This is a genomic window from Candidatus Thiosymbion oneisti, from assembly GCF_004359955.1.
Lineage (GTDB): Bacteria > Pseudomonadota > Gammaproteobacteria > Chromatiales > Chromatiaceae > Thiosymbion > Thiosymbion oneisti.
In genome coordinates this window covers 108,945-129,048 of the sequence record NZ_SMSC01000013.1, presented here as the reverse complement: position 1 = coordinate 129,048, position 20,104 = coordinate 108,945, and the positions used below count along the sequence as shown (strand labels likewise).

The 20,104-nt window shown below is 56.4% G+C and carries 21 protein-coding genes and 1 pseudogene; 16 read left to right on the top strand and 6 right to left on the bottom strand.

Going from position 1 to position 20,104, the window contains the following annotated elements; translation table 11 throughout:
- The 10 genes from E1958_RS09465 to E1958_RS09425 form a co-directional block, all read left to right on the top strand.
- A partial coding sequence (locus tag E1958_RS09465) for an FAD-dependent oxidoreductase (protein ID WP_341765486.1) occupies positions 1 to 505 on the top strand: 505 nt, incomplete at its 5' end.
- A gap of 43 nt (positions 506 to 548) precedes the next feature.
- Positions 549 to 791, top strand: coding sequence for an antitoxin TumA (gene tumA, locus E1958_RS09460; RefSeq protein ID WP_207787990.1), 243 nt, complete (start codon positions 549 to 551; stop codon positions 789 to 791).
- Positions 781 to 1,176: a toxin TumE gene (tumE, locus tag E1958_RS09455; protein WP_133511659.1), complete on the top strand. Its 396-nt coding sequence runs from the start codon at positions 781 to 783 to the stop codon at positions 1,174 to 1,176. The genes tumA and tumE overlap by 11 nt, the downstream gene beginning before the upstream one ends.
- A gap of 355 nt (positions 1,177 to 1,531) precedes the next feature.
- Positions 1,532 to 1,900 (top strand): hypothetical protein, encoded by a 369-nt coding sequence (locus E1958_RS20850; RefSeq protein ID WP_133511658.1) that lies wholly within the window; start codon positions 1,532 to 1,534, stop codon positions 1,898 to 1,900.
- 714 nt (positions 1,901 to 2,614) lie between these two features.
- Positions 2,615 to 2,740 (top strand): hypothetical protein, encoded by a 126-nt coding sequence (locus E1958_RS21640; RefSeq protein ID WP_279512427.1) that lies wholly within the window; start codon positions 2,615 to 2,617, stop codon positions 2,738 to 2,740.
- A 59-nt stretch (positions 2,741 to 2,799) separates the two neighbouring features.
- Positions 2,800 to 3,351 carry a hypothetical protein gene (locus tag E1958_RS09445; protein WP_133511657.1) on the top strand — a complete coding sequence of 184 codons (552 nt, stop codon included), beginning with the start codon at positions 2,800 to 2,802 and terminating at the stop codon, positions 3,349 to 3,351.
- Between the two features lie 532 nt (positions 3,352 to 3,883).
- A complete protein-coding gene (locus tag E1958_RS09440; RefSeq protein ID WP_133511656.1) occupies positions 3,884 to 4,084 on the top strand; it encodes a hypothetical protein in 201 nt (66 codons plus the stop codon).
- A gap of 403 nt (positions 4,085 to 4,487) precedes the next feature.
- Positions 4,488 to 4,631, top strand: coding sequence for a PIN domain-containing protein (locus tag E1958_RS09435; RefSeq protein ID WP_133511655.1), 144 nt, complete (start codon positions 4,488 to 4,490; stop codon positions 4,629 to 4,631).
- Between the two features lie 2 nt (positions 4,632 to 4,633).
- Positions 4,634 to 5,293 carry an electron transport complex subunit RsxG gene (rsxG, locus tag E1958_RS09430; RefSeq protein WP_207787894.1) on the top strand — a complete coding sequence of 220 codons (660 nt, stop codon included), beginning with the start codon at positions 4,634 to 4,636 and terminating at the stop codon, positions 5,291 to 5,293.
- Positions 5,293 to 6,024: an electron transport complex subunit E gene (locus E1958_RS09425; protein ID WP_133511654.1), complete on the top strand. Its 732-nt coding sequence runs from the start codon at positions 5,293 to 5,295 to the stop codon at positions 6,022 to 6,024. Before rsxG ends, E1958_RS09425 begins: the two co-directional genes overlap by 1 nt.
- A 231-nt stretch (positions 6,025 to 6,255) precedes the next feature.
- Here the strand turns inward: E1958_RS09425 and E1958_RS09420 are convergent, their stop codons facing one another.
- Both E1958_RS09420 and E1958_RS09415 read right to left on the bottom strand, forming a co-directional pair.
- A complete protein-coding gene (locus tag E1958_RS09420; RefSeq protein WP_133511653.1) occupies positions 6,256 to 7,569 on the bottom strand; it encodes an FGGY-family carbohydrate kinase in 1,314 nt (437 codons plus the stop codon).
- A gap of 250 nt (positions 7,570 to 7,819) precedes the next feature.
- The gene (locus E1958_RS09415) at positions 7,820 to 9,547 is read right to left on the bottom strand and encodes a lycopene cyclase domain-containing protein (protein WP_133511652.1); all 1,728 of its coding nucleotides are present in this window, start codon (positions 9,545 to 9,547) and stop codon (positions 7,820 to 7,822) included.
- Between the two features lie 207 nt (positions 9,548 to 9,754).
- On the opposite strand from E1958_RS09415, the gene E1958_RS09410 reads away from it, so the two are divergent.
- Positions 9,755 to 9,985: a transposase gene (locus E1958_RS09410; protein ID WP_243448502.1), complete on the top strand. Its 231-nt coding sequence runs from the start codon at positions 9,755 to 9,757 to the stop codon at positions 9,983 to 9,985.
- Between the two features lie 720 nt (positions 9,986 to 10,705).
- Here E1958_RS09410 and queF read toward each other — a convergent pair.
- Positions 10,706 to 11,095, bottom strand: coding sequence for a preQ(1) synthase (queF, locus tag E1958_RS09405; protein ID WP_133511651.1), 390 nt, complete (start codon positions 11,093 to 11,095; stop codon positions 10,706 to 10,708).
- A 127-nt stretch (positions 11,096 to 11,222) separates the two neighbouring features.
- Here queF and E1958_RS09400 point away from each other — a divergent pair.
- Positions 11,223 to 11,531 (top strand): annotated as a pseudogene (locus E1958_RS09400) (transposase).
- A gap of 78 nt (positions 11,532 to 11,609) precedes the next feature.
- Here E1958_RS09400 and fabA read toward each other — a convergent pair.
- The 3 genes from fabA to E1958_RS09385 form a co-directional block, all read right to left on the bottom strand.
- Positions 11,610 to 12,125, bottom strand: coding sequence for a 3-hydroxyacyl-[acyl-carrier-protein] dehydratase FabA (gene fabA / locus E1958_RS09395; protein WP_133511650.1), 516 nt, complete (start codon positions 12,123 to 12,125; stop codon positions 11,610 to 11,612).
- A 490-nt stretch (positions 12,126 to 12,615) separates the two neighbouring features.
- Entirely contained in the window at positions 12,616 to 14,340 is a 1,725-nt protein-coding gene (locus E1958_RS09390) for a proline--tRNA ligase (protein ID WP_133511649.1), read from the bottom strand.
- Between the two features lie 39 nt (positions 14,341 to 14,379).
- Entirely contained in the window at positions 14,380 to 14,724 is a 345-nt protein-coding gene (locus tag E1958_RS09385; RefSeq protein WP_133511648.1) for a phenylpyruvate tautomerase MIF-related protein, read from the bottom strand.
- A 1,115-nt stretch (positions 14,725 to 15,839) separates the two neighbouring features.
- Between E1958_RS09385 and rquA the strand changes: the two genes are divergently transcribed.
- The 4 genes from rquA to E1958_RS09365 all read left to right on the top strand — a co-directional run bounded on the left by rquA (position 15,840) and on the right by E1958_RS09365 (position 18,623).
- Positions 15,840 to 16,556, top strand: coding sequence for a rhodoquinone biosynthesis methyltransferase RquA (gene rquA / locus E1958_RS09380; protein WP_133511647.1), 717 nt, complete (start codon positions 15,840 to 15,842; stop codon positions 16,554 to 16,556).
- A 166-nt stretch (positions 16,557 to 16,722) separates the two neighbouring features.
- A complete protein-coding gene (gene aceA, locus E1958_RS09375) occupies positions 16,723 to 18,027 on the top strand; it encodes an isocitrate lyase (protein WP_133511646.1) in 1,305 nt (434 codons plus the stop codon).
- Positions 18,028 to 18,201: 174 nt separating this feature from the next.
- Positions 18,202 to 18,405, top strand: coding sequence for a type II toxin-antitoxin system HicA family toxin (locus E1958_RS09370; protein ID WP_133511645.1), 204 nt, complete (start codon positions 18,202 to 18,204; stop codon positions 18,403 to 18,405).
- Positions 18,402 to 18,623, top strand: coding sequence for a pilus assembly protein HicB (locus E1958_RS09365; RefSeq protein ID WP_133511644.1), 222 nt, complete (start codon positions 18,402 to 18,404; stop codon positions 18,621 to 18,623). The genes E1958_RS09370 and E1958_RS09365 overlap by 4 nt, the downstream gene beginning before the upstream one ends.
- Positions 18,624 to 20,104: the final 1,481 nt, after the last annotated feature.

Here is a 20,104-nt window from a genome sequence, read left to right as displayed (position 1 = left end):
GCCCCGCCCCCCGGAGCAAGAAAACAAGGGACTTACCTGGCCGGATTGGCCCAACAAGCTACGCACCTCCAGCTCCCAGGAAGAAGGCTGCGAACGCATGTGGTCAGTAGCCACCAAGGCATTTGTCGATGACGGCAGCGGCAAGGTCAAGGTCATCGAATGCATCAAAGTAGACTGGACCAAAGACGACACCGGGGCCTGGCGCATGACCGAGGTCCCAGGCTCCGGGTTCTCCCTGGAGGCCGATCTGGTCACCCTCGCCATGGGTTTTCTACACCCCGTCCAGGCGGGTATGCTGGAAGAGCTGGGCGTCGAGCTCGACGGGCGTAGCAATGTCAAAGGTCCCACCCAAGGCCCCGACGCCTACCGCACCTCCCTCCCTAGCGTATTCGCCGCCGGCGACATGCGCCGTGGCCAATCCCTGGTGGTCTGGGCCATCCGCGAAGGCCGCCAGTGCGCCCGCGCGGTGGACGAGTGGTTGATGGGGAGGTCGGATTTGCCCTGACCGTTCAGTCCCTTAAGGATTTTGGCTCGATTTCGAACCCGATATGACAACCGGTATGCGCAAACAACGGACCGAATACAGCTCCCCTTTGGACGCCCTGGTAGCTATCACCAAGCGTCTGAGCCTGTTTGAAAGCCAACGCTCCATGAGCTCCGAGGAGTTTTTTGACCGCTACAGCAATGGACAGCTACCCGACGAAGCGGATTTGATCGACTGGGTGAACGACTACCGCCATTACCTGGCCCTAAAAGCGGCATTGGAAAAACAACTTCGTCATGCCGCATGAAGTCCTGACGGCCTATCTCGAACGGATCGAGTCAGCCATAGCTTGTCTGCCTAATGTCTACATCAAGCGCTACGAGGAAGAAATCATCACCCCACTCAGGGCCAACCTGCGGATTCGTATCCGGTTCACTTCAGGCCGATTGCTGGAAGTGAACGAAGCAGTCTGCATCGAAGAAGGACGGTTGCGGCATCTGGACTACCGGTACCACTGTCAGGATGTCTCAGCCAAGCTACTGTTCCGCTATGACAGCACCCCACATTTTCCAGCCCTGACGCAATTTCCTCATCACAAACACCTTCCAAACAAGGTTATCGGCGTCGAAAAACCTAACATCTTGACAATCCTGGAAGAGGCAACGAAGCCGTTTCCGACATGCAAATCTTAAAATTACCGTTTTGGAAGGGGAAACAAAATGGGTGTCCTTTTTTTGCTCTTAAATGGGTGTCCTTTTTTTGCTCTTTTTTTGCTTTTTTTGTTCCGAGGCCTACCACACCTTTGCGGACCGGAACCCGGATTGATTGCTGATGCGCAAAAGCGGAAACGGCTCTATCTTTGATGCGCAACTGTTCGCCTGGTTAAAACCGCACTTTCGGGTGCACGGACCGCGTTATGTTGCCGAGGTGCGACAACGTATTTTGCCGCAGCGATAATCCATAATCCATGCACACTGCCCTGCACGCGGACGTGCGACAGGACATGATCAAGGACACCCACTTTGTTTGGGAGGTCGAGCTCGATGGGTGACAGAAAGAGGACCCCCATCCGTCCAAGGCATCCATGTCCCGGACGCCGAATTCATCAGCGCCGAAGGCAAACAAGTCGTCGTTATCGGCGGCGGCGACACCGGCTCGGACTGCATCGGCACCGCCAACCGCCACGGCGCCAAATCCGTCACCCAGCTCGAAATCCTGCCCAAACCCCCGGAGGTTAGTACCGGTAAGCCAGACCTGGGTCTCGATTGGTCTAATGCTGCGCACCCTGCGGAAGAAGCGAACGCAGGTGGTCCGTGGCGACCAAGAGATTTGTCGATGACGGCAAGGGCAATCTCAAAGGACTCGAGTGCATCCAGGTCGAGTGGAGCAAGGACACTGCCGGGTGCTGGCAGATGAACGAAATCGCGGGCTCCGAGTTCTCCTTAGAAGCCGATCTGGTCACCCTCGCCATGGGTTTCGCGCATCCGATCCATGCCGGGATGCTCCAAGAATCAAGGTCAGTTCGGTTTCGGGCAACGTCGTCCGTACCGAAGGCCCCGATGCCTACTTCACATTAACTCTATCCCTGATGCCTCGCCGCCGCGGCGATGATGCGCCGCGGCCAACCCCTGGTAGTGTGGGCTTTCATCCGAGGGTCGTCAGTGCGCCGCCCGCGCTGTATCAAACATGAAAGTAAAAGGACACCAGTACCAAAGCGCAAAGGACACCCAGCACTTATTTGGTTATCTCCCCATCCGCCATTACCGGTTCCTGAGAACCTACTCATGACCGCCCTTGCTCAGCTCTTGTCTCGCTTGAGGACAACTCTTGGTATCGCACCTCGCGTATGTCGCCGTAGGTGTCGTGCCTTCCTGTGGCGAGGACCGGTCTCGGTTTGAATTTCAACCATCGCCGGCTGATTGTCGAGCGCATGCAGCAGCTTTGCCGCCTTGTTTGCCATCGATGTGGCCGCCTATGCGGTGATGAGAGCAAATCACCATCACATCGCGGCGTAAATGATCGGAACGGGCTAAGTGGAGGGTCGATAGAGAAAGCGGAGACGCTGGACAGTGCTTTCACCGGCCTTTATTGCGAGACGTTACTTCCTCAGCGTCACGGGCGGGTATGTTTGTGGCGGCAGACGTCGAGTCGAGCCGCCGCGGCTCCACGGAGCCTGACGGCACGGATTTGTCCGGTCAGCGCACCCTCAAACCAGCCATCGCCTCGCCGGGCTACCGTTTTATGGATGGGGCGTGAAGGGGCGTTTCTGGAAGTTAAGTCGTTTCAAGAGCCGCTGCTGACGAGAAAGCAATGCCGTGGCGGGCGATGGGCCGCGGATCCTCAACTGGTGCAGTTTACCGGAAGCCGAGACGCCGGAGACTTCGGACTACACCTCGATTCAAGAGCGTGTCGGCGGATTGCCGAAGGAAGTTACATCTGAAGCCGGCTTGCAGGAGACCACGACGGTCAATGATCCCGGGGTAACGCTCGATGGGGAGCAATTACGGCCGGAAGCCGAGACGCAAGTCTTACCCCAGGTCCCGCTGATGCCCTTCGATGCCACCGCACAGACCCCCTGGGCAGTACCCTTTGCCTTTGATGATTACCTGGAGTTGGTCGATTGGACGGGCCGGGCGTTACGTGCGGATAAACGTGGGTACATTGATGCGCAAGAACCTAAGATCCTCGCGCGACTAGACATCGATGGGAAGCAGTTTATCGGCTATTCTGAACGTCTTCTCAAGGCGTTCGGAACGGCGGTCGGCGCACCGGCATCGCTTGCGAATCTCTGCGCCCGGCGTCAGGCCAAATATCTGCGTGGCATCCAGACTGCGCGAGCGGTATTTGCGGCCAAACAGGCGGCGTGATGAGTTGAGCCCTCGTGGGCAAAAAAGAACACCCATTTTGTTTAGGACGTTGGGCTCGCCGGGCGGGCGCGGTAATGTCATAGAGGCCGTCTAAAGACTAAGGCTGGATCGAGTGGACGAAACCCGCCAAACCAGGCTTGCCCGTAAAAGCTGGGTTTCGTTCCTCAACCCAGCCTACGGCCTACGGTCCTTTTTTAGACAGCCTCTTAGGCCCCAACCGAAGGCCCCGATGCCTGTCACACCTCCCTCTCCGGTTCACCGCCGGCGACATGCACCGCGGCCAATCCCTGGTGGTCTGGGCCATCCGCGAAGGCCGCCAATGCGCCCGTGCTGTGGACAGTGGTTGGTGGGGAGGTCGGATTTGCCGGGGTGAGTGGTACACTTCCACCAGCAGAGGAGTTTTCCTGCATGGTGGGAGTTAGTGTGTTAGATCGCATGCGGTCTAACACATGAAAGTCTGCGTGCGATTTAAGAAAACTGTTAGTCCTTAAGCCCGATTCGATCACGTATCCAGCTTGCCAGGCAATCAGAAATGATGACATTGGAAACAATAGAAACCGAAATTCAAAACTTATCGACCGAAGATCTTTCTGAATTTCGTCGCTGGTTTTTGGCTTTCGACGCAAATGCATGGGATGCTCAAATTGAAAAAGATGCCGCTGAAGGAAAGCTTGATGCCTTGGCAGAAGAAGCACTGTATGAATACAGATCAGGCAAGGCAACAGAAATTTGAAACACTACGCATCAAGTAAGTTCTGGAAGATGTTTTGTAATCTTCCAATAAGCACTCAGAATCTTGTGCGTGAAAATTATGTGTTGCTAAAAGAAAATCCATATCATCCATCGTTACATTTCAAGTCTGTTTGCAAGGGCAAGTATCGAAGCATCCGTATTGGAATTTATTTCTGAATGTTTGGGGCGAAAGGAAGCAGGTTCAAACCATTCCTAACAAAGCCATGCACGTGGACCCGGAAAAGCGGTTTTCCCGCTAAGTGGATCGCAAAGCTAATTCAGGAAAAGGTCGCAAATGAATGGCCTCAATCTATTGTAGAGCTGGTAGGGACATGGGAGAATTTTCCGGATATAGATGATATTCGGTCAGCTCAAGGGAAAGATGCTAATCGCGAGAAGCTGTAATGTATGTCATTGATACAAATACATTAATCTATTTCTTCAAAGGAATGGGAAATGTTCCGAAAAAGTTTCTTGAAGGGTCCCCGAAAGAAATTGCGATTCCATCGGTGGTGTTGTATGAATTAGAGTATGGAATTGCAAAATAAACATGAAGAATAAGGTGAAGCAAAGTGCCGGCATGATCGCCGGTCTCATCCTCGGCGCCTTTGCCGTGGGTGGCGTTAGCCTGGTAGCCGTTACCCACGCCCTGACGGTGGAGCGCATCGCCGCTAACGAGCGGGCGGCCACCCTGCGCAAGGTAGCGGCCATCATCCCCAGCGAGCACATGGACAATGACCCCCTGCAAGACCGCATCGAGGTCAGCGCCCCGGATCTGCTGGGCGGTCCAATCAGCCGCGTCTACCGCATCCGCGGGGGCGGTAAGCCGCTGGCGGTGGTGCTGGATCCGGTCATCCCCAACGGCTACATGGGGCCCATCAAGCTGCTGATCTCCGTCCTGGCAGACGGCACTCTGGGGGGAGTGCGTGTGCTCGCGCACAAGGAAACCCCCGGACTCGGCGACAAGATCGAGTTCGCCAAGTCGGACTGGATATTGGGTTTCACCGGCAAGTCTTTGAGCAACCCGCCGGAAGCCCAGTGGAGGGTGAAGCGCGACGGCGGGGTGTTCGACCAGTTTGCAGGCGCCACCGTCACCCCGCGGTCCATCGTCCGGGCGGTCAAGGACACCCTGCGCTTCGTCGAGCAACGGGGCGCATCGCTTTACGACCGGCCCGCGGTGGTGACCCCGCAGGCAACGGGAGAATCCTGATGTCCGTCACATCCTATCGAGAAATCGCCGCCGACGGCCTGTGGCGCAACAATCAGGCCCTGGTGGCCCTGCTGGGGCTGTGCCCGCTGCTGGCGACCACCACGACGGCGACCAATGGGCTCGGTATGGGGCTGGCAACCACTACGGTGCTGGTCTTATCCAACCTCACCATCTCCCTGATCCGTAACCTGGTGCGCCCGGAGATCCGGCTCCCGGTGTTCGTGCTGGTGATCGCCTCCGTGGTCACCGTGGTCGAGCTCTGGATGCAGGCTTATTTCCACGCGCTCCATCAGGTGCTGGGGCTGTTCATCCCACTGATCGTCACCAACTGCGCCATCATCGGCCGCGCCGAGGCATTCGCCTCGAAGAATCCGTTGGATCGCGCTCTGGTGGATGGTTTGAGCATGGGCGTCGGCTTTACCCTGGTGTTGATGACCCTGGGCGGTCTGCGCGAGTTGGTCGGGCAAGGCACCCTCTTCCATCAGGCCCATCTATTGCTAGGCGATGCCGCTCAGGGGCTCGGGCTGAATCTGGGACCGGATTTCCAAGGGGCCCTGTTCGCCATCTTGCCCCCGGGGGCCTTTATCGGACTTGGTCTATTGGTTGCCGTGAAGAACGGCCTCGATAAACGCGCTATGCGGCGCTTGCCTGGCGGCGGACAGGTCGGGGTCGTCCGAGTACAAACGCCGCTTAAATCACCGGCTACCGAATCGCCGATTTCCGTTCGATGACCAAGGCAGGTCGTCTGTCTACTCCAAACCCACCGGGCGGCCTGTTGGGCCGCCACACGCCCACCAAGCACCACTGCTGGTGGTTCTGGCCGGACGAGTGGGATTGGAAGAACCACGGATTCACACGGATGGACACTGATCCGTGTTTATCCGTGTCCATCCGTGGTTCTTTTTTGGGGGAGTCCGGTCTCCCCGGTGGGCACAGCCCACCCTACGTCCACGGCTCCGGCCTCAGGCGGGTATACAGCCCATCCGAGCGATGAGCGCCGATCCATAAGCCGATCCATGGGTTGCCGCTGGTTGTCTGGCCGGCGTGACCGGAATACTTAGGTATCGCTTCCTGATCTCGGTCCAGCCTGCATTTGTCGCGCCCCCGCCGGTGGTCAGCACCGATCTCGGCGGGGGGGCGCCCAGCATGTGCAGGCGGCGATAGCCGGCTGCCTCGATGCGGGCGATGCCCTCGAGCAGCCCTTGGAAAAAGCGTCCATCGTCTGCGGGTCGCGGGCTCAGCCGTGGCTGGAGCGTGCCATCGTTGATGGGAAAGCGTTCGCCGGGGGCCGGCAACGGATAGTAGTCGAGTCCCGTGGGTAGATCTGGATCGAGGGTTGCGCTCAGCCGTCGGATTTCCCCGTCGTCGAAGTAACGTCGCAGCACCGCCCCACCACTGTTGGATGCCCCGCCGATCAGCCAGTGGGCGCCGAACCTGTGGCTGTAGACGCCGTATTGGGGCGCGGTGATCGGCTCCCGTCCGATGATCTTGAGTACCAAAGTGCTGCCGAGGCAGGTAACGGCGTCGCCGGGCCTTACCGCCCCGGTGGCAACCACCGCGGCGGTGCTGTCGGTGGTGCCGGCCAACACCAGGGTGTGCTCCGGCAGTCCCGTCGTCCGCGCCGCCGTGGCGCTCACCTGGCCCAGCTCGGTTCCCGGCGCCACCGCTCGCGGTAGTCCGACCGGCGCCAGCTCGAGGCGCGACAGCCACTGGGGCCAAGCCGCCGTCCGTGGGTCGAGGCCAAACTTGAGGCAATTGTTCCAGTCGCTGACCCCGTAGCAGCCGGTGAGGTAGCCGAGGAGCCAGTCTGCCTGGTGAAGGGCGAGGGTCCCGGGACCCGGATGCAGCCGGCGCTTGAGAAACAGCAGCTTGGCGAGGCTGGAGCCGGCGCCGCGAACGGGGCTCAGCCGTGGCGCGACTTGCTCGATACGCTCGGCCTCGGCTAGGCCACGACCGTCGTTATACATGAGCGCCGGTCCCAGGGGTGTCCCCTCCGGGTCGCAAAGGAGTAGGGTAGCGGAGGTCCCGTCCAGGCACAGGGCTTGGGGAGCATAGGAGACCAATTGGCTGGTCAGCCCGCGCAGGACGCGGATGAGGGCCTCCCACCACAGCCAGGGGTCCTGTTCGACCCCCCCGGCAGTGTCCCGCACGGGCTCCGACAGATCGGTCCGGTCCTCGGCGACGATGTTGCGCGCCTGGTCGATCGCCACCGCGCGGCAGCCGGAGGTGCCCAGATCGACGCCGATGTAACAGGGTCGGACCACGAGGTCGGACATCGATGCCGTTGAGTTAGGGGGTGTTCTCAATTAACAAACGATCTGATCCTCGCTATCTCGAACGGCTTGGCTCAGGCGCCCAATACCGCGCGATACTGAGCTTGAAAGTCGCTGAGGAGCCGGACCGCGGCATTGGGTCACCTGCAGCCGAATGTTAGGCGAATGGGCTGTGAAAAACGACCCGTCAATTGAGCCCGGCCCCTTTTCTTGCATACACGCACTTTTGGTCAATATAGGTAGTATATTGCAATCAAAAATAACTAGCAATCTTTCTTCCAATGCTCAATAAATATGGAAAAAATGCCAACAACACTGAAATAATATAATTAATAATAATCTTATGATCTAGAATTGAGATATGCGAATTTTTTATCTGATGATACAATAATATTTTTTGGTTGATAAGTGGATCTGTAATTTTCTCTGGGCTTATGTCGCTGGGAATCACGAGTGATAGTTTTTGTAGAACCCGGTCTTTTGAGTTCGTTACTATTTCTATTATCCAATACTGAGGAAAAATAGAAATAAAAATCACAGTTGCGCCAGAAAAAAAGAATACCAAACCGGTAGTAATTACGATGCCTGGACTGGCCAATTTATCGATATAATACAGAGGAGGGAATACCGTTAAAACCATGCCGATTAAAGCATATACAGAACTTTTAGCCAACAAGTTAGTCATTCTCTGTATTACATCGGTATCCACTGGGGAGTACCACAAAAGATTGATGCTATCCAATTTGTGAAGTTCGCGTACGAAAAGCGGGACATGCCACAACCAATAAACAACAGCCATCCCAAAGAAAGAGTTAATAAATACCTGAATATATGATGCAACACCAAAGTTAACATGCCCTGCGAACAGTGGTGATAGGAGATATAGAACATATACGCTTGTGGTGCCTGCTATCAACGACAATCCAATCTGCATAGATAGGCTTAATCTCCTATTCATCCAAAGTTTGATATGTTCTACTTCACTCTCGCTCTCGATAATTGAAGAAAGTTGCTCCCACGTATGTACAAAGTACTTCCATGCTATAGTAGAAAACACGAACAGCAAGCAACTAAGAGTTACATAATAAATCACCCAAAACATTGCGATGCCGGAAGTGTGCATGTCGACAACTGAAAGAGGGGCATCAACAATGAAGGGTATTCCAGCAATTATTATTATCCCATAATGATCTGGAAGTGGCCGACCAATTCTTTTTGATAGTGAATAGGTTAGTACCCTGACTGCTCTGATTAGCAGTATTCTCTTTGTGCTTTGAAAAAATACAGCATCAATTGTTTCGTGGAAGTTGTTTCGTGCGTTATCAAAATTTTCAAACGAGTCTAGTGATTTATTGTTTACATCGCCAATGTTTTTTAGGAGCAACTCCTTTCCGCTAACAACCTCGTAGATTACCCCACCGACCATTCCCCACGTAAAGTCCCAAGCGAGTTCCTCAATATTTATTCCGTAAATAAACAGACCGGATGGATTGCAGTTCAAACACCACTGAGTTATTAAGTTTGGGTACAGAAAATCCATTATTTTATATATAACAATAAACACTGCCAGCAACAACAAGCCAGATACTAAGGATGGAAATATGAGGTCAGTTCGCATATACCATATGTATATCGAAATAAATACAAAAAGTATACTAGATACAACTACTGAGTTATAGCCAAGATAGCTTGAGAAAATAGTGAGCCCATTAATAACCACAGCGAGAAAAATGATAGGCAGCCACAATCTACGCTTGTGCTTTCGTTCTTCTGCGAACTTGTATCCAAAAGCAACTTTATATATAGCAAATGAGATACCGCATAGCGAAAACGTAAACATAAAATCTTCGATAGCAGTAGAGGAACTAAGAATTGTATCTGGTTTCCAGTAATCTTTTAAATACCATATCTCAGATAGGCTACCTATTGGAGATAATATTATACTAATGGCGAGCATCTTCTTCCTGATCGGCTTAGCCATAAGAAACAAGATCATCCATACAACAAAAAATATCAAACTATACGTGAGATAGGAATATGGCAGCATTTTCGACGATATTATGGTCTATTTTTCGTGTTTCAACATTCTAAGAGGCTGTATGGAAACTAAGGCATTGATTTTAGGGTAGAAAAATTGGAATTTCTGGTAATATAATACGATTTGAGCACTTCCATTCCAGTGATTAATATGATTTCTGATAAGACTCAATCCCCTGTTAGGTACCCAAGCGACCTGACCGATGAAGAGTGGGAAACCCTCCAGCCTATCCTTGAGCAACTCGAACCCTATACCACCGGACGCCCACGAACAACCGACCTACGCGAAATCCTGAATGCAATTTTCTATCTGAATAAGACCGGTTGTCCATGGCGGTATCTACCACAAGACTTTCCTTCCTACACGACTGTTAACACTTAATTTACGTGAAAAAAAAAGCCGAACTCCCGACCCGACAGCGGCGATCATTGATAGTCAAAGCGTGGCTCGTTCCCACGCTCCAGCGTGGGAATGCCGTTGTGGCCGCTCCAGCGGCCAAGGTTTCATGACGCTGGAGCGTCTGGATTTGCTCCCACGCTGGAGCGTGGGAGCCAGAGGCTGATTTGTGGGGATACTTCAGGGTCGGACCACAACTAGCGAGGCTTCGCCTCAGACCGACGAGGCAAAGCCTCGATAACGACTGGTCGGTTTGGAGTGCGGCGGCAGCCTTTTTACCCCGCTACCCATCCGAATCCTCAGTGCTTGGTGTCGCTGAAGCGTCGGCCAACCGATAGGCGCCCGCCGCCGCTTTGGATTTGGGCCGCTCGATGACCACTGTGCTGATTCCGAACAAAGAGGCGGCAGGCAAGGAAAAGCGCCGTCGCCGCGGCGCGTCGGGAACCCATCGTCCAAGTCCCCTGCAACCACCAATGGACTGCACGCAACCCACATCCGAGCGAACCGCGCCGCTTTGCCGGCGCACTCCAAATGTCATCCGGCTCCCACGCTCCGGGGATATAGTATGGTACTCCTGATTGGACCCAAGCGAGCAGTAATCGACCCCTCTCCCCCGAAGGTATGACCTTTATTTGCGGCCAAATTTTCCGTGGGGATCCCGGCTCAGTGTTGTGGGTAGTTGAGAGCATCTGTACTGGTCAGGCATCAGGGCAGCGAGACGGGGGAGGGCGGCTGCCAACCCGGTGCCCGGTGCTCGGTCACGACCGTGGTGTAGATGCCCCCGCGCACATTGAAGGCGGCGGTCAGGCGCATGAATCTGGGACGCAGCACGGTGACCAGATCGCCCAGGATGCGGTTGGTGACCGCCTCATGGAAGGCTCCTTCGTTGCGGTAGGACCAGACGTACAGCTTCAGGGATTTGAGTTCCACGCACAACTGGTCCGGGACGTACTCCAGGGTCAGCTCGGCGAAATCCGGCTGCCCGGTCTTGGGGCAGAGGCAGGTGAACTCCGGTATCCGGATGCGGATGTTGTAGTCACGTTCGGGCCCCGGATTGGGGAAGGTCTCAAGCGTTCGCTCGGGGGTGCTCGGCATAGCAATCCTGAATAATTAGAATTTTAGTAAACCACCGGCTTTGCCGGTGCGACTAGAAAAGGCTCTGCCGTTTCTGCGGTAAAAAGCCTCCTGAGGAAAGCCCCGGGGCCTCACTCAGGAGGTAACCATGAAAGAATGGCAAAGTTTAGCCCACGTGAGATGGGAATGTAAGTATCATCTGGTGTTTGTTCCAAAATACCACCGGAAGGTACTGTAGTTCAGTGTTGCGATGGTTGTCGGGTACCTGAAAGGGAAATCAGCGATCCAGATTCACCGGCAGCTGTTCGGGGTGAAGAAAGGATTTACCGAGAAGCACTTTTGGTCCAGAGGGTACTGTGTGAGCACGGTCGGTCTGGATGAAGAGATCGTTCGCGCCTACATCCGTAACCAGGAACAACAGGATCGTCAGAACTCACTAGATTTCAGCGACTCATAGCCCCTTTTAGGGGCTTTCCTCAAGCTACCCGCTATGCGGGTAGTTGGTGACTCGGCGCGGTTTGGGGGACCGGACTGCTCAAAACCCTTCGGTAGAGGTGAACAGACCCACACGCAGGTCTCGGGCCAGGTAGATCAGGCGTCCATCCACTTCGACCCTGCCGTCGCCGATGCCCAGCACCAGCTTGCGGGAGATCACGCGCTTCATGTCGATGTGGTAGACCACCTTGGAGGCGGAAGGCAGCACTTGGCCGGTGAATTTGACCTCACTCACACCCAGGGCCCGGCCATGGCCGGGGTTGCCGATCCAGGCTAGGTAGAAGCCCACCAGCTGCCACAGGGCGTCCAGACCGAGGCAGCCCGGCATGACCGGGTCGCCGGGGAAGTGGCAGGCGAAGAACCAGAGGTCTGGCTGGATGTCCAGCTCGGCCAGGATCTCGCCCTTGCCGTAGGCGCCGCCGAAATCCGCGATGCGCAGGATGCGGTCCATCATAAGCATGTTCGGGATCGGCAGCTGGGCATTGCCGGGCCCGAACATAGCACCCTGACCACACTGGATCAGCTGGTCTCTGGTAAAGGATTCCTCTTTGCTCATTGTATCTACCGGTCACATTTGTGACGTGCACAAACTTCGCACTCGTTCCCACGCTCCAGCGTGGGAACGCCATCTTGTCCGCTCCCGCGGACTCAGCTCCTCTGTGCTGATCGGCGTTGGTGATTAGCCTACCGAGGCGCTTAATCGACGCTGGAGCGTCAGATCCCTCCTCCGTCGGGACCAGGTCTGCTCCCACGCTGGAGCCTGGGGAGCCAGCCGAAAATGTGTTGGTTTTTAGACAGCCTCTAAGGATTCTAGCCTCGTGTTGCGTTAGGCTGCGCTCGACGCCGTGTTCCCCCAGGCGTTTTCTCGCACAGCTTGACGTAACCTACACGCAAAGTGAGGTCCGCGCGGACAGGCCACGCGGGGGTAATATGGGTGTAGGTTGCGTTAAGACGCCGGCACTGGCCTGGCCGTAGATCGACAAGCCTTGGTGCGTCGAACGCAATACGTCAAACCCTGTCCCGACGCAGGAGGGATCTTTTCCAAATCATTCAGGATTGCTCAACCGCTCGGTGAGGAAGGGGAGGAGCTCTGCGCTGGGGACCAGGTGGGGCTCGGTGTCGCGCCGGCCCTGGTATTCCAGCTTGCCTGCATCCAGGCCCTGGTCGCCGATGACGATGCGATGGGGTATGCCGATGAGCTCCATATCCGCGAACATAAAGCCGGGGCGCACGTCCCGGTCGTCCAGGAGGACCTCGATCCCGGCCTCCGCCAGCCTTTGGTGCAGCTGCTCGGCCGCTTCCCGGACCCGATAAGATTTGTACAGCTTCATGGGCAGCAGGGCGACCTGAAAGGGTGCCAGCGGCTCGGGCCAGACGATACCCCGCTGGTCGTGGTTCTGCTCGATGGCGGCGGCTACCACGCGGGAGACGCCGATGCCGTAGCAGCCCATCTCCAGGTTTACGGCCTGACCGCCCTCATCCAGGACGGTCGCCTGCATGGCCTGGCTGTACTTGCGCCCGAGCTGAAAGATATGGCCGACCTCGATGCCGCGGGCGATGGTCAAGGTCCCCTGGCCGTCGGGGCTCGGGTCCCCCGCCTGGACGTTACGCAGGTCCGCCACCTGGGGTAGGGGCAGGTCGCGTCCCCAATTGATGCCGAACCAGTGTTTCCCGTCCTGATTGGCGCCGGCGCTGAAATCTCCCGTCACCGCCACGCTGCGGTCGACGATGCAGGGGATGGGCAGGTTCAAGGGTCCGAGGGAGCCCGGCCCGGCGCCGACGGCGGCACGGATCTCCGCGTCGGTTGCCATGCGTAGAGGCGCCGCTACTTGGGGCAGCTGCTCGGCCTTGGCCGGGTTCAAGGTATGATCGCCACGCACCAACAGAGCGACGAGATCCGTCGCAGACCCTGCTGCGGCGGCGACCACCAGCGTCTTCACGGTCCGCGCGATAGGTTGAGCGAACTGGTCCACCAGGTCGGCGATGGTCTTGGCGTCCGGCGTATCCACCAGCCGCAGGTCCTCGGTGGGGGCTGGGGGCCCAGCTGCCGACGGCAGGGCCTCGGCGAGCTCAACATTGGCGGCATAATCGCTCGCGGTGGAGAAGGCAATGGCGTCCTCGCCGGACTCGGCCAGGACGTGGAACTCATGGGAGATATGGCCGCCGATGCTGCCGGTAGCGGCCTGGACGGGGCGGAATGCCAGCCCGCAGCGGCGGAAGATACGGCTGTAGGTCTTGAACATGACCTGATAGGTGTCTTGTAGCGAGGCCGCGTCCAAGTGGAAGGAGTAGGCGTCCTTCATCACGAACTCGCGGGCGCGCATGACGCCGAAGCGGGGGCGGATCTCGTCCCGGAACTTGGTCTGGATCTGGTAGAAATTGACCGGGAGCTGTTTGTAGCTGCGCAGCTCGTCGCGGGCAAGCGCGGTGATCAGCTCCTCGTGGGTGGGGCCGAAGCAGAAGTCCCGCTGGTGCCGGTCATGGAAGCGCAGCAGCTCCGGCCCGTAGCGCTCCCAGCGCCCGGAGGCCTGCCACAGCTCCGCGGGCTGGACGGCAGGCATCAGCACCTCGAGGGCCCCGGCCCGGTCCATCTCCTCGCGCACGATGCGCTCGACCTTGCGCAACACCCGCAGCCCCAGCGGCAGCCAGGTATAGAGCCCGGCCGCGAGCTTGCGGATCATGCCGGCGCGCAACATCAGCCGGTGGCTGGCGACTTCGGCATCGGCGGGGGTCTCCTTGACGGTGTGCAGGGGAAACGCTGAGGTACGCATAGTGATCTGCCGGTGGGGAGTGCAAAATCACAAATCTTATCAGAATGTTCCACCGTTCCACCCGAATAGATGCCGCGGCGGGGACGTAAACTCGATGTAAACCCGTTCGGGGGGAACGCCGAAGCGGGCCTCCATGAAATAGCACAAATCTGCGGAGAGGCCGGGGGTACGCTCCTCCGGTAACCCCAGGCTCTTGAGCTCCAGATAGGCGAGGGGCGCGGCGTCCCCGGCAAACAACATGTCCATCTTATCCTTTAAGATGACCATGACGTAGCTTTCCGGTTTGCCGAGGATCTTTGCTGTTATCGAGGAGGCATCCTCAAGGATCTTCTTGCGGTGATCGGCGGGGGTCTCGACATTGGTCTGGATAATCAGGGTTGGCATATTCCGGCGGTCTCCCTTGGTTGGGATCGGTTTGTTTAAGCAGGCCCTCCCGGCTCCGCAAATCGGAATTGCACCCCGACAGCAGGCTCAATTTCTCATTCGGATAAGGCCTGCCCCTGTAATCGGCCGGAAAATCCTATACCCTGGATACGATGCTCGATTACTCACTTTCGGCTGCAAGCTCGCTGAATGCAGCTGTTTGGAGCCCCTCGGGTTCCGGCGCAATGTGGGCATGATCCTTTGCACTTATTTTAGCCTTTTTGGTCTGTTTTGCCGGAGTGACCTATGGAATATGGGAGGATGCGGTGAACGATTTTGAGGCCTGTTCACCTTTTTGGCTTTCCGCAAAGCGCTCGCCACGTCCGCATTCGATAGTGGTAAATTTTTAACTGGTCGCGCCGCATGGAAATCGGAAGACTCGATCCCGCTAGCGATTTCGATGTTCTGCCCCACAGCTCAATGCCATTCAAATTAAGGTAGTGGTAAACTTATAAGTGAAAAAGTGGAGCGATTCATTTTTTTGATCCCCTCTCCCCAACCCCTCTCCCGGCGGGAGAGGGGACATAGTAGCCAGTACCGTTGGTCATGTTATCACTTATACATTATCCACTACCCAAATTAATGGCATTGCCCGACAGCTAAGGGGGGTGATTGCTTTGAAAAACACGAAAGGGCAGGGCAAGCGCGTATGGATCGCCGGATCTTGTCGAGGCGGTTCGCTGCCGGCCTGCTCCCCGTTTGCCGTACCGGCACAGGCAGGCCTGTCTGCGTGCGGGACGCACAGGTAGGTGTCCCTGGGGCGGCAGGCAGGCGCTCGCCGCATCCCACACCTTCGACGCAATCGCTAGGTGTGGTAGCGTAGCGAACTACAGCCACCAGCCACCAGCTACCAGTCGCCAGCCAGGTAAGAAGGCGGCGTACCCAACTCATCTAGTGACTGGCCACTGGCAACTAGAGGTTGGCAGCAACTTTGCAATTACACACACTCGCCTGCATGGGAGGGGTTCTGTGTTGGATTTGCACCATTATTTAGGTAGACTATTGAAATTTTGAGCTGCTTGCGTTAGGCACGCGATACTCGATAAAAATAAAAACGTCAGAGGAGGCATAAGGTCTTGGAAATCACCGCAAGAGTCGCCGAAGAAGCCCCTCAACCCATCCCCTCCTACCTGGAACGCCATTACTGGTGGGCGTATGTGCATCCGAATGCGGTGCGGGTGTTCGAGCGCCAATGGCTCGTCAACCTGATCCTGTGGGGAAATTTCAGCCGCCTGCGCGATGTCGCCTTGGAAAGCCTCGGCAATCCGATCGGCGGCCGCACGCTCCAAGTGGCCTGCGTCTATGGCAATCTCACCCGGCGCTTAGTGGATCGTCTGGCCGGAGGCGCCTGTCTAGATGTGGTGGACATACTGCCCGTCCAGTTGGAGAACCTGGCGCGAAAGCTGGGGCCGGCGCCCGGAACCACCCTTGCGCTCAGCGATTCGTCAGACCTGACGGCGCCGGACGCCCACTACGATCAGGTCCTGGTCTTTTTCCTACTGCACGAGCAGCCCCTGGAGACCCGCAAGCGGACCTTGGCGGAGGCGCTGCGGGTCACCAGGCCGGGGGGGCGGGTCCTGCTGGTCGATTACCATTGTCCCCATCCGGCCAATCCCATGCGCCTGATCATGACCCCGGTGTTGCGGCTGCTCGAACCCTTCGCGCTCGATCTATGGCGTGATGAAATTTCGGCGTGGCTGCCGGCAGGGGCCCAGGGTCTGCACGTACACAAGCGGACCTTCTTCGGCGGGCTGTATCAGATGGTGGAGATCAAGCGGTCCGCGGATACCTGACGCGGATGCTGTGCGCAAGGCCCTGCCCTGAGCTGAATCCCCGCTCCGGCATCACCCCCAAGGCCCGGGGTGGGGGCGCTGGTAGCTCCGCTGTTGCGTGGCCCGGAGGCAGTGCGTTCCGAGCTAACCCTATTCCTATCGCATTACCCTTAATGAGGAACCGGATATGACCCGAGACGAACAGATCAAGGCCCTCGAACAAGACTGGTCCAAGAACCCCCGCTGGACCGATGTCAAACGCGGTTACTCGGCCACGGATGTGGTCCGCCTGCGGGGTTCCATCCAGCCCGAGTATACCTACGCCCGGCGCGGGGCCGAGAAGTTATGGGACCTGGTCCGCGGCGGCGCCAAGAAGGGTTATGTGAACTGTATGGGGGCCATCACGGCCGGTCAGGCCATGCAGCAGGCCAAGGCGGGAATCGAGGCCATCTATCTGTCCGGTTGGCAGGTCGCGGCCGATGGCAACACGTCCGAGACCATGTACCCGGACCAGTCCCTCTATGCCTACGACTCGGTCCCCACCATGGTGCGGCGCATCAATAACGCCTTCAAGCGGGCGGACGAGATCCAGTGGGCGCGCGCGATCGAGCCAGGCGATACGGGCTATGTGGACTACTTCCTGCCCATCGTAGCGGACGCAGAGGCCGGATTTGGCGGCGTGCTCAACGCCTTCGAGCTCATGAAGAACATGATCGCCGCCGGCGCCGCCGGTGTGCACTACGAAGATCAGCTCGCCGCGGTGAAAAAGTGCGGCCACATGGGCGGTAAGGTACTAGTCCCCACCCGGGAGGCGATCGAGAAGCTGATCGCCGCCCGCCTGGCCGCGGACGTCTGCGGCGTACCCACCCTGGTGCTGGCCCGTACCGATTCCGAGGCGGCCAACCTGTTGACCAACGACGTGGACGCCAACGACAAACCCTTCCTCACCGGCGAGCGCACCAGTGAGGGTTTTTACCGGGTCCGCAACGGACTCGAGCAAGCCATCAGCCGCGGTGTAGCCTATGCCCCCTATGCGGATCTGGTGTGGTGCGAGACCGGCACCCCGGATTTGGGCTTCGCCCGCGAATTCGCCGAGGCGGTGTTGGAGAAGAACCCCAATAAGCTGCTGGCCTATAACTGCTCGCCGTCCTTCAACTGGAAGAAAAACCTGGATGACGCGACCATCGCCAAGTTCCAGGACGCCCTCTCCGACATGGGCTACAAATACCAGTTCATCACCCTGGCCGGGATCCACAACATGTGGTTCAACATGTTCGATCTTTCCTATGACTATGCCCGTGGCGAGGGCATGAAGCACTATGTCGAGAAGGTCCAGGAGCCGGAATTCGCCGCCCGCGATCGCGGTTACACCTTCGTCTCCCACCAGCAGGAAGTGGGCGCGGGTTACTTCGACGATGTCACCACCACCATCCAGGGCGGCGCCTCCTCGGTCACGGCCCTGACCGGCTCCACGGAAGAGGCGCAGTTTTAGAGGCTGTCTGAAAAAGATCCGTAGGCCAGAGTAGGGGTAGGCTGGGTCGAGGGACGAGACCCAGCAAACCAGATTTGCCCGTAAACGCTGGGTTTCGTTCCTCAACCGGTACGTAGGATTCGGTTCATGTTACTCACCGCATTCTACGTGCTTACAATATCAAGGGGATAGCAATTGCCCCAAAAGATTCGAGAATTACTGAAAGCACTCAAGGACGCCGGGTTTATCGAGATTGGCGGGGCAGGCAAGGGGTCGCATCGGAAATTTACTCACCCCGCCTATCCTGGTGCTGTGACTATCAGCGGGAAGGCTGGAGATGACGCGAAACAATACCAAGAAAAACAGGTATCTACTGCCGTCGAAAGTGTGAAGAAATGAAAGAAAGCGACAAGTACCACAGATGGGTCGAGTGGAGCAAGGAAGACCGGATCTACCTTGGTAAATGCCCGGATTTGGTCACGGGAATTCATGGTGAAGATCCGATTGTCCTCTACAGTGAATTGTGTACCCTGATAGAAGATGTCGTCAACCATTTCAAAGCAGCAGGACGAGATTTGCCACCAGTCAAAGTGCGGCCGATGAGTGAGGTTGCATAATAAAGCCCAACACGACCTGTGATTTTTCAGGTAATTTCAGATCCTGCCCCTCGTCATTCCGGTGGGGATTGCCGGAATCCGGATACTGTGGACGGCAAAAACAGTGGGGGTTCGAACGATTACACCGGTAGCCCCCGTAGCCCGCGTAGGTCGGGTCAGGCCAGGGCGACGGGATGGCTACCACCCGATGGCCCGCTACTTGGTACGGCGTAGTCTGCCGTCTTGCGTCAGGTGACAGCGCGTCAATCACTGCGGCCAATGCGGTCACAACGGGCGCGCCTTACGCGGGCTTAAGACGGATTTTTGCCCCGGACCTGATCGAGCAGGCGGGGCTTGGTCTGCGTTCCGGCGGAGGGGGTATTTCCCATGTCAGTACCTGACGGGTTTGTCCTATATACTGGCAATAGATACAGGTACTTGCGAACAGGCAAGCAGATTAGACCTCACTTTCGACGTATTTTCTTACGTCGCTTTTGAGGTCTACTTCGACGCGTTAGAAGCTTCTGCTGAAAGTCAGCTGGTAAGCGCGGGTAATAGCTTAGCTGTATGCCGTTATGTGCAAAGGCGACATAATGGAGAAAGAAATATGTACTTCCCAAAAAAATCTTCCATATTTCCTTTGCCAGGGTCTTCGCGTATTTCGAATAGTAGCGGTCGCCACAGGCTATCGGCGGTAAGCAGCTATTTGTGGCCCACCCTGCACCTGAACCACCTAGAAGGAGTACGGCATTGTTAGCGCCAGGTAGTAATCAGTCAGACTAACGACCGCATTTCTTTGCCTCTACGCACACGGTAAAACAATCAGACGGTAAAACGTAAAACATACAATTTTCTCTGCTGAGTATAAAACAAGGGGAACTAGAAGCAAACGCCCAAAAGAACCGGAAGCTGTCTAATGAAACTGGCGCGAAATTCAATCGTAATTTGATTCAATGGAGCAAACTGGAAGAGGTCCCTCGGAATGGGAAAGTCGGGGATATAAAATGATATAAGTTTCCCAGTATATTATCTCCTGATTAGCAATGAGCTCTCCAGCCACCTGGATCGATCGGCCCAAACGCAGGCATCCAGTCACCACATAGGATTTTTTTTAATCAACAAAAGGTTTTATTGTCCCAGCCGTCCAAGCAAGTCCAAAACTATGCACTCTTTAGTAAGGCTTTAGCTGCTACACAGGTATGCTACAATTAGGCCAATGAGTGATCAAAGAGGCGGTAGTCATACGGTTAGCATTTTGATGGTCCATATTGTATGGGTCACTGCCAAATATCGCTACCCAGTATTAAAAGGAAATATTCAAAAGCGATGCCGAACTTATCATCCAGGCAAAGGTGATGCGAAGATGTTCATATTCCTGAAAGCGAGCCGTGGGCAAGGATCATATACATACGTACGTTGAATATCCGCCGAGGTTATCAGATCGAGGCTGACGGCTGGCTGCAGGTGCGCCACAAAGGTAGCCATAGGAGAAAAAAGCAGAA